The organism is Cognataquiflexum aquatile, assembly GCF_003316845.1.
Taxonomy (GTDB): domain Bacteria; phylum Bacteroidota; class Bacteroidia; order Cytophagales; family Cyclobacteriaceae; genus Cognataquiflexum; species Cognataquiflexum aquatile.
On record NZ_QMIK01000002.1, the window covers coordinates 74,533 to 89,428 of the forward strand.

14 protein-coding genes are annotated in these 14,896 nt (G+C 43.0%); 9 read left to right on the top strand and 5 right to left on the bottom strand.

Annotated features, from left to right (window positions below; translation table 11 throughout):
* Positions 1 to 13: 13 nt before the first annotated feature.
* On the top strand, positions 14 to 919 hold the full coding sequence (locus DQW11_RS06740) for a nucleotidyltransferase family protein (protein ID WP_113923303.1): 906 nt from the start codon (positions 14 to 16) through the stop codon (positions 917 to 919).
* A gap of 68 nt (positions 920 to 987) precedes the next feature.
* Here the strand turns inward: DQW11_RS06740 and DQW11_RS06745 are convergent, their stop codons facing one another.
* Positions 988 to 2,127, bottom strand: coding sequence for a TlpA family protein disulfide reductase (locus tag DQW11_RS06745; protein ID WP_113923304.1), 1,140 nt, complete (start codon positions 2,125 to 2,127; stop codon positions 988 to 990).
* A gap of 117 nt (positions 2,128 to 2,244) precedes the next feature.
* Here DQW11_RS06745 and DQW11_RS06750 point away from each other — a divergent pair, with 117 nt between their 5' ends.
* Positions 2,245 to 2,649 (top strand): DoxX family protein, encoded by a 405-nt coding sequence (locus DQW11_RS06750; protein ID WP_113923305.1) that lies wholly within the window; start codon positions 2,245 to 2,247, stop codon positions 2,647 to 2,649.
* Position 2,650: 1 nt separating this feature from the next.
* On the opposite strand, the gene recF is transcribed toward DQW11_RS06750, so the two are convergent.
* Positions 2,651 to 3,760 (bottom strand): DNA replication/repair protein RecF, encoded by a 1,110-nt coding sequence (gene recF / locus DQW11_RS06755; RefSeq protein WP_113923306.1) that lies wholly within the window; start codon positions 3,758 to 3,760, stop codon positions 2,651 to 2,653.
* A 104-nt stretch (positions 3,761 to 3,864) separates the two neighbouring features.
* Here recF and pdhA point away from each other — a divergent pair, with 104 nt between their 5' ends.
* From pdhA to DQW11_RS06785, 6 genes are all read left to right on the top strand, one after another.
* On the top strand, positions 3,865 to 4,884 hold the full coding sequence (gene pdhA / locus DQW11_RS06760) for a pyruvate dehydrogenase (acetyl-transferring) E1 component subunit alpha (protein WP_113923307.1): 1,020 nt from the start codon (positions 3,865 to 3,867) through the stop codon (positions 4,882 to 4,884).
* Between the two features lie 119 nt (positions 4,885 to 5,003).
* On the top strand, positions 5,004 to 5,717 hold the full coding sequence (locus tag DQW11_RS06765) for a tetratricopeptide repeat protein (RefSeq protein ID WP_113923308.1): 714 nt from the start codon (positions 5,004 to 5,006) through the stop codon (positions 5,715 to 5,717).
* Between the two features lie 83 nt (positions 5,718 to 5,800).
* A complete protein-coding gene (ribH, locus tag DQW11_RS06770; RefSeq protein ID WP_113923309.1) occupies positions 5,801 to 6,277 on the top strand; it encodes a 6,7-dimethyl-8-ribityllumazine synthase in 477 nt (158 codons plus the stop codon).
* Positions 6,278 to 6,317: 40 nt separating this feature from the next.
* Positions 6,318 to 7,637 (top strand): aspartate kinase, encoded by a 1,320-nt coding sequence (locus tag DQW11_RS06775; RefSeq protein ID WP_113923310.1) that lies wholly within the window; start codon positions 6,318 to 6,320, stop codon positions 7,635 to 7,637.
* A 260-nt stretch (positions 7,638 to 7,897) separates the two neighbouring features.
* Complete coding sequence (locus DQW11_RS06780; protein WP_113923311.1) at positions 7,898 to 9,631, top strand: M14 family metallopeptidase; 1,734 nt, start codon at positions 7,898 to 7,900, stop codon at positions 9,629 to 9,631.
* Positions 9,632 to 9,707: 76 nt separating this feature from the next.
* Complete coding sequence (locus tag DQW11_RS06785) at positions 9,708 to 10,025, top strand: DUF6787 family protein (protein ID WP_113923312.1); 318 nt, start codon at positions 9,708 to 9,710, stop codon at positions 10,023 to 10,025.
* A 182-nt stretch (positions 10,026 to 10,207) separates the two neighbouring features.
* Here DQW11_RS06785 and DQW11_RS06790 read toward each other — a convergent pair whose 3' ends face one another.
* From DQW11_RS06790 to DQW11_RS06800, 3 genes are all read right to left on the bottom strand, one after another.
* The gene (locus DQW11_RS06790) at positions 10,208 to 11,065 is read right to left on the bottom strand and encodes a sugar phosphate isomerase/epimerase family protein (protein WP_113923313.1); all 858 of its coding nucleotides are present in this window, start codon (positions 11,063 to 11,065) and stop codon (positions 10,208 to 10,210) included.
* A 158-nt stretch (positions 11,066 to 11,223) separates the two neighbouring features.
* A complete protein-coding gene (locus tag DQW11_RS06795; protein ID WP_113923314.1) occupies positions 11,224 to 12,036 on the bottom strand; it encodes a sugar phosphate isomerase/epimerase family protein in 813 nt (270 codons plus the stop codon).
* Between the two features lie 16 nt (positions 12,037 to 12,052).
* On the bottom strand, positions 12,053 to 12,910 hold the full coding sequence (locus DQW11_RS06800) for a phytanoyl-CoA dioxygenase family protein (RefSeq protein WP_113923695.1): 858 nt from the start codon (positions 12,908 to 12,910) through the stop codon (positions 12,053 to 12,055).
* Positions 12,911 to 13,086: 176 nt separating this feature from the next.
* Here DQW11_RS06800 and DQW11_RS06805 point away from each other — a divergent pair, with 176 nt between their 5' ends.
* A complete protein-coding gene (locus DQW11_RS06805) occupies positions 13,087 to 14,877 on the top strand; it encodes an ABC transporter ATP-binding protein (RefSeq protein ID WP_113923315.1) in 1,791 nt (596 codons plus the stop codon).
* The last annotated feature ends 19 nt before the right edge of the window (positions 14,878 to 14,896 follow it).

Below are 14,896 nucleotides of genomic sequence, written 5' to 3' on the forward strand. Positions count from 1 at the left end.
TGAGCAATATTTTATGAGCAAAAAACCGACACTTTTAGTCCTTGCCGCCGGAATGGGCAGCAGATACGGAGGAAACAAACAGATCGATGGATTTGGACCTAATGGAGAGACTATTTTGGAATATTCAATCTATGATGCTATCCGTGCGGGATTTGGTAAGGTAGTCCTGATTGTCAGAGAGGAAATCCTTCAAACTGCCAAAGACCTACTTTTACCAAAACTGGAGGGCAAAATTGAAGTGGACTTTGTACTTCAATCAATTAAAAGTTTTGTCCCTGTGGAATTCCAAAATCCTGAAAGGGTAAAACCTTACGGAACAGCCCATGCGGTGCTTTGTGCCAAAGACGCCATCGCAGAACCATTTGCAGTAATCAATGCGGATGACTTTTATGGAAAAGAAGCTTTTGAAGTTTTGGGTAAATTTCTGGTTGAAAATGTGAGACCTGACCTGCATGCCATGGTAGGATATGCGATTCAGAATGTACTTTCTGAGCATGGCACCGTCAGTCGCGGCGTATGTTCCATGAATGAAGCCAACCAACTCATCGGCATGATCGAAAGGACTTCCATCGCCAGGGAAGGAGAAAAAATCCTTGCCAAAGGAGACGGTGAAGTGATCGAAATCAAAGAAGGAACACCCGTATCCATGAATTTTTGGGGTTTTCACCAAGATGTGTTTTCCGATATTGAAAAGATGTGGCTTGATTTCTTGCCTGCCAACAAAGAGAATCTCAAGTCTGAATTTTATATCCCGACGGTGGCCAACAACCTGATCCAATCAGGCGAAGCTGCTTTCGAAATCCTGGAAGGTGGCAAAACATGGTTTGGCGTCACCTACACCGAGGACAAACCTGTCGTGATCGATTCATTGAAAAAAATGCACGAGTCAGGAGAATATCCTGAGAAACTTTGGAAATAAAAATTTTCAAATCAAAAAAAGGGCTGCCCAGAACGATCTGGGCAGCCCTTTTTTGTTTTCTAAACGAATCACATTCCCGAAATTTCCTTCAAAACCTCAAAGGCCTCATCTCCGGGTCTAGGTGCATTGACATCAATGATCTTATTGTCCTTGCCGATGATCAGGTAGCGGGGAATACCCCAAACTTTAAAGTATTTCATTATATCTGCTTCGAATCCCTTTCCCGCAAAGAGGTGTACTCCGCCCATTTTGTTTTTGCTGAGGTAGTTTTTCCACGGTTCGGGTTGCTCATCGATAGATATATACATCAGGACAATGTCCGGATTTCCTTCCAGCTTCTTTTCGAAAAAAGGTGTCTTGGTCCGGAAAGTATTGATGCACGGTCCGCACCAAGATGCCCAAAGGTCTAGATAAATTATCTTGTCTTTGTAATCCATCAGACTGACGGACTTTCCTTCCAAATCGACAAAAGAAAAATTTTCTATAACTGCTCCTTCTTTGAGTTTTTCGATGGCAGAGAGACTTTTATTGACATCTGCCAAATAGATGGAATTGGGATAAGAATTTCTGAAACCTGCCACTTGATTTTTGCTCGATTCATAGCCTCCTGTCAGCATAAGCATGTCATTCAAGATAAAGGCTGCCTGAAATAGCTCTTTTTTTGGTTCAGCCATTCCATTGATATAAGCTTCGACTTCGGTATTTGGCATTCCAAAAGGGATCCCCATGGCAGCATGTAAGGTCATCATCATCGACCTAGACAGGTCCTCTGAAAGGTTATCAATGTCTGAATTCAGGCCGATACCTTCAAAATATTGATCCAAGAAACCCAGTTTTTGTGCGGGTTCTAGGTCCTGCACCCTATCCAGATAGAGTTCGCCTAGTTGAAGCAACATGGTATGGGAAAAAGTCTGGGCTCCGATTTTCTCCTGTTCCAAAAGCCCTTTGGAATTTTGCTCGTAAAATTGACCGATTTCGGCTTTCACTCCTTTGCAAAATTGGATGTAATCATCGGCTGATGGAGCGGCTTCAGCATCATATAGGATGGTTGAAACTTTTCCATAAAGGTCGTTTTGGACATAATTTTCCAAGCCTGACATATAGTCCAAATAAGCTTGGGTTGGGGTTTGGGCAGATGCCGTCAATTGGGCCGAAAAGGTGAAAAACAGGGTCAGAGCCCGTAAAATGAAGTTGCGAGATGGTTTCATATTTATTGTTTGGATGATTAATTCGAGGTATTAAGGGTACAATTTAGAAATCTGATTTCGATTTCTTATTACATTTGGTTGATTAAACCACATTATGTACCATTTGGATTCCAAAAAATGAAAAAACTTATCTTCTCGACCTCATCCTATTTTCAGGACATCTCATTGGCAATTTTACGGATCGGCGCAGCTTTGCTGATGTTGACACATGGTTGGCCGAAAATTGCAAATTTCAGCACCTACCTTACCAAGTTCAGCGATCCGATCGGTTTGGGTCCGGCTATTTCTCTTCAGCTTGCAATAGTTGCAGAGTTTTTCTGTGCGATCTTATTGGCATTTGGTTTTCTAACAAGACTTTCACTGATCCCCTTGATGATTACGATGTCTGTCGCGGCCTTTATCGCCCATGCGGATGATCCTTTTGGTTCTAAAGAAAAGCCCTTGCTGTTTCTCCTGATTTTCATATTCTTGTTCCTTGCAGGTCCGGGAAAATATTCTGTTGACAGTCAGATCAAAAAGTAAATTATTGATTCCACGGGGAAATTTCGCCTTCCTCGATTAGGAAAAACCTGCTTTCGGCACCAATTTCACTTAGGATCGCTTTTGACCTCTCTGGCCTTGCATCTGTGATAAAAAGCTGACCAAAGCGGTGGTCAGCCACCAACTTCATCAGCTTTTCTATTCTGTTATCATCCAACTTGTCAAAGATATCGTCCAGTAGCAGAACAGGTTTTGTCTTTTTATGAGTCAGGAAAATCTGAAACTGCGCCAGCTTGAGTGCGATTACAAATGATTTCTGCTGTCCCTGAGAACCGAATTTTTTGAGGGGATAGCCACCGATTTCAAAGACAAAATCATCTTTATGGATTCCCATGTTGGTCCGCTTCAAGATGAAATCCCTTTGGGCATTCTGGAGAAACTGATTTGAAAAATCTTCTGATAGGCAATTGGTTTCGTAAGTGATATTCACCGCCTCGTGGTTATCAGAAATGATGGCATAATATTCTTTGAGCAGAGGAATATATTCTTCCAAAAAGGCATTCCTTGCCGCTGCCAAAAATTGTGAAAGCGAGATGATCTCCCTGTCGTATGGCTCAACATGGGACTTTTCCCACCTTCCTCTATCGGCAAATTGCTTGATCAGGGCATTTCTTTGTTTGAGAAAATGCTGATACCTGACAAGTTTTTCAAGGTACTGCTTGTCCATTTGGCAAAGCATGTTGTCAAAAAATCTCCTTCTCTCTTCGCTTCCATCCTTGATCAGCATCGTATCATCAGGTGCAATCATGACCACCGGCAATAGCCCTACGTGGTCACTCATTTTATCTATTGCCTTGCCGTTTTGCAGCAACTGCTTTTTCTTTCCACTTTCAAAAATACACCTGACCTCGATTTCTTTTCCCTCAAGGTCAAAGTCTCCAAAAACCGTAAAAAATTCTTGGTCATGAAGCACATTAAGTTGGTCCACGCCGTTGATAGCCCCTTTGGTCAGACAGAGATAATGAATCGCATCCAATAGATTGGTTTTCCCGCTGCCATTGACCCCAACAAAGCAATTGATTTCGGGGGAAAACTGCACTTCCGCCTTTTGGTAATTCTTAAACTGCTTAAGGCGGATATTTTTGAGGTGCATGCTTAGAATCTGTGGGGTTTTTGACTAATTTCGCACTCGGCCTTAAAATTCAGCCTGTTTGATTATATTTGAGGCCTAATTTAGCATATTTTACGTTATACGATATGGCAAAGAAGAGTACAGCTCCCAAAGCAAAAGTGAAATATTCCGAAGAAACATATGCATTCTGGTACGAAAGCATGCTGTTGATGAGGAAGTTTGAGGAAAAAGCAGGTCAATTATACGGACAACAAAAAATCAGAGGATTTTGTCATTTATATATCGGGCAGGAAGCATGCGCTGCAGGTGCGATCACCGCATTGGACAAAGATGATAAGTGGATCACTGCATACCGTGACCATGCGCATCCACTTGGATTGGGCACTGATCCCGGAGCTGTGATGGCTGAATTGTATGGAAAAGCTACCGGCACCACAAAAGGTAAGGGTGGATCCATGCACATATTTGATAAGGAAAGAGGATTTATGGGAGGCCACGGAATCGTGGGTGCACAGGTTCCTATGGGCCTTGGAATCGGTTTTGCTGAGAAATACAGAGGGACAAAAAACCTTTGTATCTGTCATATGGGTGATGGTGCGGTAAGACAAGGTGCTGTGCACGAGGCATTGAACCTTGCCATGTTATACAAAACCCCGGTGATATTCGTTATCGAAAACAATGGTTACGCCATGGGAACTTCTGTAGAAAGAACTTCCAATGTCACTGAATTATATACTATCGGTGAAGCTTACGATATGCCTTCATTCCCTGTAGATGGGATGAATGTAGAAGCAATCCATGAAGCTGTAGCTGAAGCTGCCGACAGGGCAAGAAGAGGTGACGGACCGACATTGTTGGAATTCAGAACTTACCGATACAAGGGTCACTCCATGTCAGATCCCCAAAAATACAGAACAAGGGAGGAAGTAGAAGAATATAAGCAGAGAGATCCAATCGAGCAGGTGAAGCAAACCATTCTTGACAATAAAATATTGACAGAGGAAAAATTAGCCGAAATCGACAAAAGAGTGAAGCAACAGGTAGACGATTCCGTCAAATTTGCAGAAGAATCACCTTGGCCTGATGGTGAAAAGGCATTTGAGGATGTATATATGCAGGAGGATTATCCTTTTGTAATGGAATAAAATACGACAAGAACCAAAACCGGTCATGGGTATAAGTGAACATATTCATGACTGGTTTTTTTTATTGTTATTTGTGAATTAAGTAAAAGCCTTATATTTGCGGCGGAAAATTTTAAAGAATGGCTACGAAACAAACAAAGAAATCCCAATCTGCGCATCAGCATGAGCTTCTGGAAAATCCGGAAGAAATCAAAGGAAGATTGGAAAGAGGGGAAGCCTTTATCAGAAAGAATTCAAAAATATTTGGTGGTATACTCGTAGGTGTAATCTTATTGATCGCAGCTATTTTGTACTTGCAGATAGATACCCAAAATAAAAACACCAAAGCCCAGGCTGAAATGTTTCAGGCTGTGTATTACTTTGAGCAGGACAGCATAGAATTTGCGCTGAACGGTGACGGTTCCAACGCGGGTTTCCTAAAAATCATCGACGATTATGGAAGAACTGACGCAGCTAACCTTGCCCACTTCTATGTTGGTTCGATCTATTTGTCTCAAGGCGAATTTCAAAAGGCAGTCGATCACCTAAAACAATTCTCTGCAGATGACTTTTTTGTTCAGGCAAGAGCATTTGCCCTATTGGGAGATGCTTACATGGAGTTGGACAATACCAAAGACGCGATCGCTGCTTATAAAAGAGCCATTGACCATAAGGAAAACAAATTTTTCGCACCTCGTTACCTGAGCAAATTAGCCGTGGCTTACGAAGAAGCAGGCGACCTTGACAATGCTATCAAAGCATATGGCGAAATCGAAGACAAGTACTTTGAGTCATTTGAATATACTAACGCACGAAAACACAAAGCGCGCTTGGAAGGCCTTGCCTCTAAGTAATGCTTTGATATTTCAAAAGCATTTTGGAAGAGTAAGGCCCTGTGGTCTTACTCTTTTTTATTTATACCAAAAACCCAACTCCCATGGCAACTTCATTGAAAAGTCTAAGTCAGTATTCTGACAAAAACATCCAGGATATTTCCGGTAAAAAATTCGGCATAGTCGTTTCTGAATGGAATGAGCAAGTGACGGAATCTCTTTTCTCCGGCGCGGTAGAAACATTGTTGATGCACGGTGCCAAGAAAGAAAATATATTCAGAAAGAATGTGCCGGGTTCCTTTGAGCTGACCCTTGGGGCTCAATGGCTTGCAGAATTGGAAGAAATCGATGCCGTCATTTGCCTAGGATGTGTGATTCAGGGAGAAACAAGGCACTTTGATTTTATCTGTGATGCCGTAGCCCATGGAATTACCAATGTTGCTCTGAAGTTCAACAAACCGGTAATTTTTGGTGTTTTGACTCCGAATACCCTTCAACAGGCTTTGGATAGGTCCGGTGGGAAACACGGTAACAAAGGGGATGAAGCAGCCATCACCGCTATCAAAATGTTGGGATTTTGACCCACTTCAAAAAGAACAAACCTTTTAAACCATATCCATTATGAAAATAATGAAGTTCGGGGGAACCTCAGTGGGCAAACCCGAGAGAATGCATCAAGTAAAAGACCTGATAACCCGAGACAACAACAAAAAAATTGTCGTCCTTTCGGCACTTTCAGGGACAACCAATGCCCTCGTGGCTATAGGCGAAGCTTTGGCAGATGCCAACAAAGACTTGGCTAAAGAAAAAATCGAAGCGCTACACCAGCACTACCTTACCTTCTACAAGCAACTGCTCAAATCCGATGCTGCGCAAAAAAAGGCCGAAAAAATCATCAAAGAACACTTTGAGTTTTTGAATATCATCTTGAAAATCTCCTTCAACGAAGCCATCAACAGGGATATTTTGGCACAGGGAGAGCTCCTGTCCACCAAGCTGTTTTTTACACTCTTGCAGGAATTAGGGATCGGAGCGGTATTCTTGCCGGCTTTGGATTTCATGAGTATCGACGAAAACCATGAACCGGAACTGAAGAAAATCTCCGAAAAACTCAAAGCCATTCTCGCAAACTATCCCCAAGACAGGATTTTTGTGACACAAGGTTATATCTGTAAAAACCACAGAAATGAAGTCGATAACCTCAAAAGAGGAGGTTCTGATTATTCGGCATCCCTGATCGGGGCAGCCATCAATTCTGAAGTGATTGAAATCTGGACTGACATCGATGGCATGCACAACAATGACCCGAGGATCGTGGACAAAACCCGTCCCATCGCCCAACTTTCATTTGACGAAGCAGCGGAATTGGCCTATTTCGGAGCCAAAATTCTCCATCCAGCTTCCATTTGGCCGGCACAGCAATATAACATCCCCGTCAAATTACTGAATACCATGGAACCGGATGCACCCGGAACAACTATCACCGCCAAAGAACAGGGCTCGGGAGTGAAAGCCCTGGCAGCCAAAGACGGCATCACTGCCATCAAAATAAAATCAAGCAGGATGCTGTTGGCTTATGGGTTTTTGAGAAAGGTGTTCGAGGTATTTGAAAAGTATAAAACATCCATCGACATGATCACTACTTCAGAAGTGGCTGTTTCGGTGACTATTGATGACCTTTCCCATTTGGCAGAAATCATCAAAGAACTTGAAATTTACGGAACCGTGGAGGTGGACAGCAATCAGACGATAGTTTCGATAGTGGGAAATATGATTGCCGAATCCAAAGGAACCATGGCCAAAATCATGAATTGCCTGAAGGATTATCCGATCAGAATGGTTTCTTATGGTGGAAGCCGCCACAACGTGTCTCTCTTATTGGATGCAAAATATAAAAATGAGGCCCTGAAAAGCCTGAATGAAGGCTTGTTTGAGTGGTAAGCAAAAGCTCGATTTAGACGAACCCACCCAATGATCGGGTGGGTTTTTTCATTTTACAGTTTTGACATATTATTTGTTGCTTTTTTTCTTTCAGCCGGCAAGTGGCCAATATTCCAAAATCTGATTAAAAGGGAGGGCCATTACGTAAAGTACGTTACGCACTTTACGTCACGTACTTTATGTAATGGATTTCAGATTTTCAATGCCTAATAATTACAATCTCCCTTAGCATTACTTAGCCATTTTCCCCAAATTCGGGCATGAAAAAACCTTTCTTCCTATTGGTGGCATTTTGCCTTGGCTTTTCAGCTATTGCCCAAAAAAAATATCAGACCCAATTTGAATCCAGCGGCGGAAAGGAAACTCCAACTTACCATGATGTGATCGCATATTTTCAGATTCTGGCTGATGATTTTAAGGAAGTAAGAATTGTGGAGATGGGCATGACAGATGCCGGACTTCCCCTGCATGTGGTCCTATTTGACCGAAAAGGCGCTTTTGATCCCAAAGAATGGCATGATACCAACCGGCTCGTACTCTTCATCAACAATGCCATCCATCCTGGGGAACCCGATGGCATAGACGCCTCGATGATGTTTTTGAGGGATGTTTTGCTCAAAAAAATCGAGGTTCCAGAAAACCTCGCCATGGCCATCATCCCGGTATATAATATCGGTGGTCACCTGAACAGAGGCTCATTTAGCCGCGTCAACCAAAACGGTCCAGAGGAATTTGGCTTCCGTGGAAATGCAAGAAACTTTGACCTTAACAGGGATTTTATAAAAGCAGATACCAAAAATGCCAAGTCATTCCAGCAGATTTTCAATTGGCTGAGGCCGCAGGTATTTATCGATACGCACGTCAGCAACGGTGCCGATTACCAGCATGTGATGACTTTGATCTCCACCCAACACAACAGACTTGGTGGCAAATTGGGTACCTATCTGGATCAAGAAATGAATCCAATGCTGTATGAAAAGATGAAAGCCAAAGAATTCCCGATGGTTCCCTATGTCAATGCCTATGGATCAAAACCCGAAGACGGTTGGAACCAATTCAAGGACAGCGGCAGGTATAGCAGCGGCTATGCGGCGCTTTTCAGTACGCTGAGTTTCATGCCGGAGACCCACATGCTGAAGCCCTGTGACCAAAGGGTGAAATCCACCTATGCGCTGTTTGAAACCTTTATTGAAGTCTTCCAAAAAGATGGTGATAAAATCGTTGAAATGGCAAAGGCAGACCGGATGGCAAGAAAAACCCAAAAAGAATTTGCCTTAAACCACGTGTTGGACAAAAATCAACATTCACTGATTGAGTTTAACGGCTATGAATCGGGTCAAAAACCTTCAGAAATCTCAGGGCTTCCCAGGCTATATTATGACCGGACGAAGCCCTTTTCCAAAGAAGTAAAATTCTTTGATACTTATTCCGATGGCTTGGTCATCGAAAAACCAAAAGCCTATATCATTCCTCAAGCTTGGTATCCGGTGATTGAAAACCTCCAGAGAAACGGAATCAGAACCGAACAACTGAAAACCGATACAACGATGCAAGTCACCGTTTACCATATCAAAGATTTCCAAACCAGGCAGCGTCCTTTCGAAGGACATTACCTGCATACCGGGATACAGGTTGAAAAATCCCAGTCTGCATTGACTTTCAGAAAAGGAGATTACATGATTGAAATGAATCAGGAAACCAACCGCTATATCATGGAAGTGTTGGAACCGCAGGGAGAGGACAGCTTTTTTGCATGGAATTTCTTTGATACCATTCTTCAGGCCAAAGAAGGTTTTTCAGCCTATGTCTTTGAAGACTTGGCTGCTGAATTCCTGAAGCAAAACCCCGAACTCAAAAAGCAGCTGGAGGAGGAAAAAGCAAAAGATGAGGAATTGGCCAAGAATGCAGGTGCACAGTTGAGATGGGTTCATGAACGCTCTCCATGGAAAGAGAAAGAACATAACCGCTATCCAGTCTTTAGGGTCGAAAATTGAATCTACTCTCCCTTAAAATTCACCCAAAGTCATTTCAAAATGTCCCTGAGATTCCCTTTACCTTTAAAAATCAAAAATGTCTCAAGAACCCAAACCGAACTTCCTGACCAGGCTTCAGACCAAATGGAAACTGAATAGCCTGCTACAGGTTGTCTTGATTCTCATCGTCTTTGCGCTGACAGGCTTCACGATTTTATTTATCAAAAAACCGATTTTTGACTTTTTGGGAGTTAGTATGGAAAGGGGCGGGTTTTGGAAAACCGTCCTCTACCTGCTCTTGGTATTGCCTCTTTACCAGATTATTCTCCTGATGTGGGGATTTGTATTTGGTCAGTTTTCCTTCTTTTGGGAAAAGGAGAAACAGTTTTTTAGGAGGATATTCGGGAGGAAATAGCTTCTTAAATTAATTGGCCTAATTTCGAGAAATTGATATTAATGGATATTAGATACTAATTGATATTGTACTTAATCCAACTTTTTATAGATGGGTACGCCTTCTTGACGCTGAACATTTAGGACTTGGAGTGAAGTTCATTTCCCGTGGCCATGGACTATCGACCGTGGACCGTGGACCACTTATTTTTTCAAGCTTTTCAAATACTCCATACTTTGGGGAACTTGAATATAGTACACCGGACTTTCATCCTCAATGTAGTAATGCTTCACTTTTGCTTTTTTGGCAGCAACCAAAATGGCCGGAATATCCAATTGTCCGGTACCAAGAGCAACATCATTTTCTACAGGTGTTCCTCCGGACATGTTTCCTTCCACTCCTTTTCGCAAGTCTTTCAAATGCATCAAAGCAAACCTTTCTCCGTATTTTTCGAGATAAACCACAGGATCTTCTCCGGGAAAAAACGTCCACAAAATGTCCATTTCATAACTCACATACTTGGGGTCAGTTTTCTGAATCATCAGGTCAAATAGTGTCCCGTCCCCATGTGGATGAAACTCATAGCCATGGTTATGGTAGCAAAAAGTAAGGTCATACTTTTCTTTCAACACTTTCCCAACTGCATTGAAATCTGCAATAGCTTTTTCTGCAGCCACCAAATCAAATGGAGCAGTGTGGGGAATCCATGCAATCCTGACATACTTTGCTCCAAGGGTCTTGGCATTTTCCCCTACCTGATCGGTTTTTTCCATCAGATCGGCATAACTCACCCCAAAAGACGAACAGTACATATTCCTCTCATCCAACATTGTCCGCAAGTCCGCTGCCGTCTTTCCAAACAGATTGGAAAACTCCATGTCCTTGATGCCCATAGCCTGCAAAGTGTCCAAAGTGGACGCTACATCCTTTTGAAAGCTGTGCCGGTAAGTGTAAGAAACCATCCCGGGTGTGTCAGGAAACAGTGCTTTTTTGGATTGGGCTTCGATGTTTTCTACCAAAAGCAGGCTTATTATCAATGTGGCAAATAAGAACTTGTTCATTTTTTGATCTTTTTTGGTTAGTGGTACTTATGTGATTAATCATGAGATAATCTCCTCCCGCAGATATCGCAGACAGCCGCAGAATTTCCTACTTATAGAGATTACTTTAGGAATTTATCTGCGAAAATCTGCGCAGTCTGCGGGATTTAAACATTAGTCTAAAGATACCTTTTTTTGAAAGCTTCCATCATCCATGCATTTACTTCCCATTGATTGACGAGGGGTTCACCGGTCTGGGGATGCAGGACCATGTAAGGCGGTGCTCCAAACTCCGGTGTCACCGTGAAGGTTTTTTTACCTTCTTTAGCAGCCTTTTCAATTACCTGATCCCACCACATAAAGTGCCTCTCCAAAGCGGGTTTCCATTCAGGAACTCTTGGATCAGGAACCTGCGGCCCTTCTGTATACCCAACCCTCGCATGAAGGTGAGCTGTCGACCTTATGGCCGTCTGAACAGCCTCCTCTTGGTCTTCCAAAAAGGATTCCGCAGTCACACACCAATGGGAAATGTCCAAGGCGATTTTCAGTTCAGGAAGGCGGTCAAGGTAACCTTTGGTAATATGGGCAGCAAAACTCCATTTGCCCCGATGGGTTTCATGAAGGACAGGGATTCCTGTTTCAATTGAAATTTGGGATGCCAATTCAAATAAGGCTTTGTTTTGATCAAAGGAATAGTAGTCCTTGCCGGTTTGGGAATTGATAAATAGGGGATTGGTCGCAGCCAAATTTCTGAGTCTTCTTTCAAAATTTTTGCTGTGGACCAAAAAATCAGCATCGACAGTTTCCCAATGTTGGGCTATCAACTTTAAACCATAAGAATTAATCAGATTTGCCTTTTGATCTCTTTCCTTTTCATCCAAAGGAAAACTCATTTCCACACCGTCATACCCTGCCTCTAAAACACGGTTTAAAAAATCTTCAAAATGGATGGCTTCGGAGCCCCAAAGCGGGCAAAAGTATGCTATTTTCATATTGATGAAATTGGAATCAAGAGGACTTTACATCTTTTTCCCAACCTGTTTCTTTTAGCGCGGGATCATTTTCCTTTTTGAGAAAATCGGCAGAGGAAAGTGAGTCTGCCTCCCATTCCAAAATGGCTTCATCCGGAACCATGTCTACAGGAGTTTTCCAAGAAGTGGATGTTTCATTGTAGGCTAGGTTGGATTGGGAATTGTAACAGGCAATGATGGACCAACGGGGTTTGTCAGAAAGATTGGCTTCTGACCTGTGCAGCAAATTACTGTGAAAAAACAAGGCATCTCCCGGATCGATTTCACAATACACCAATTCCATTGTTTTGAGGGCATTTTCGACCATGACCATGTCCGCGCCGACCTGTTCCCCCGAAAACCCGTGATTAACCCTTCCCAATTTGTGGGAACCTTTTATTACCTGAAGGCAGCCATTTTCCTTGTTGGCTTCCGTCAATGCCACCATGACGCTAAGGAGTTGGTCGGGAAACACAAACTGGTTCTTGTACCAATACCCATAGTCTTGATGCCATTCCCAAGCTCCGCCGACACGTGGTTCTTTTTGCATGAGTTTGGAATGAAAGTGACAGACAGGTGCATCACTGTCCAACAATTTAGCCACTGACCTCACCATTTTTTCACTCCTTGTCAGGTATCCAAAAACATCATTCCCGGGCTTAAACCAAAGTGAAAGTCTTGTTTTCTTCCCTGAAAGGTCATTGAGGTCCAATGCGTTTTTTCTCATGGCATCGTCTTCGATGGCTGTCCTGTACATTTTTTCTGTCTCTTCTTTAGAACAGAATCCTTTGACCAGGACGTAACCGTCCCGGTGAAAATCAGCTACTTGGGCGGGAGTCAAGGTAGAGGCGCTCATGGGTTTGAAATTTGGTTTTTTATAAAAATACACAACTTGTAATTGGACTGCCAGCCTATTTTCAAAATAAATATTTCAACAGTCAGGTTCTCTCCCTGAAAATCTGATCTTTTATCTTCGGTCTATGGGCATATTGTTTAGATTTGCAGGTTAGGAATTCAGAATTAAAAGTATCCATGGCAAAAAAGAGAGGCAATGCCCTTGAAGAGCACGAAAAGCGCAAGTTGACCAAACAGAATCTGAGTAAGCTTGGGGGGATTTTTAGGTTTATCTTACCTTACAAATTGAATTTTTTCCTGGGGATGCTTTTCCTCATATTTTCAAGTTTGACACTCTTGACTTTTCCCTATGTGGCGGGAAAACTCATCGATACAGCTTCAGGGAAAACATGGTTGGTAGATGACATCAACGGAATCGCTTTTATCCTGTTAGGAATATTATTGGTTCAAAGTATTTTCTCCTTTTTCAGGGTCTGGCTTTTTGCCAAAGTATCCGAGCGAAGTATGCGGGACATCAGGATTTCATTGTACAGCCAATTGGTGCAGTTGCCGATGACCTTTTTTGACAAAAGGAGAACCGGAGAATTGATCAGCAGGATCACGGCAGATGTCAGCATGTTGCAGGATACTTTCTCTACAACCTTGGCTGAACTGCTAAGACAGATTATCACTTTGGTAGCTGGGGTGATTTTCCTGATGATGACCACCCCCAAATTGACACTTTTTATGTTGGCGACATTCCCGGTTTTGGTGATCATTGCGATGGTCTTTGGGAAGTTTATCCGCAAACTCTCCAAAGAAACCCAAGATGAACTTGCTGCTGCCAATGTGATTGTGGAAGAGACATTGCAGTCCATCATGACTGTCAAATCATTTGCTGGTGAAGAATACGAATCCAACAGGTATAGAAAAGGATTGAATAAAGTCGTGGCGGTAGCACTGAAAGCCGCAGGATTCAGAGGCGCTTTTATCTCATTTATCATTTTTGCTTTGTTTGGCGGCATCGTAGCGGTGATGTGGTACGGCGCGACATTAGTCGCTTCCGGAGACATGAGCGTGGGAGATTTGGTTTCATTTGTACTCTATACCACATTTATCGGCGGGTCGATTGCGGGCTTGGGAGACATTTATGGCCAACTCCAAAAAGCCATAGGATCGTCTGAGCGGGTTTTGGAAATCTTGGGCGAATCACCGGAAGTTTCCACAGCAGATTTCCAAAAAGTCCCGATGGAAGGAAAAGTAAGCTTCCGAGGTGTGCGGTTTTCTTATCCTACCCGTCCCGAAATGGAAGTGCTCAAAAGCATAGACTTTGAAATTCCTGCCGGCGAAAAAGTCGCTTTGGCAGGTCAAAGCGGAGCCGGCAAGTCTACCATTATCCAGCTTTTGTTGAAGTTTTACCCGATAGACAAAGGTCAGATTTTGATTGATGGCAAATCTATCGACACCTGGAATCTGAAGCAACTCCGATCCAATATCGGAATCGTCCCTCAAGAGGTCCTATTATTTGGTGGAAGCATCAAAGAAAATATAGCTTACGCCAAGCCCGATGCTTCAGAGGAAGAAATCATCGAAGCCGCCAAAAAAGCAAATGCCTGGCAGTTTATAAGCAAATTTCCGGAAGGAATGGAAACCAAAGTAGGTGAGCGAGGGATCAAACTTTCCGGTGGACAGCGTCAGCGTGTGGCTATTGCCCGGGCCATCCTGAAAGATCCTGCGATTTTGATTTTGGATGAAGCGACGTCCTCTTTGGATGCTGAATCTGAGGCATTGGTACAAGAGGCATTGGATGAACTGATGAAAAACAGGACGACCATTATCATCGCCCACCGCTTATCCACGATCCGCAAGGTGGACAGGATTTATGTGCTCAAAGAAGGGGAGATTGTCGAGGAAGGAACACACGAACAATTGGCTTTGCAGGAAGATGGGTTTTATGCCAATCTGGTAAGGTTGCAGTTTGCGGAGTAGAAAGGTGTAAGAATCTTTT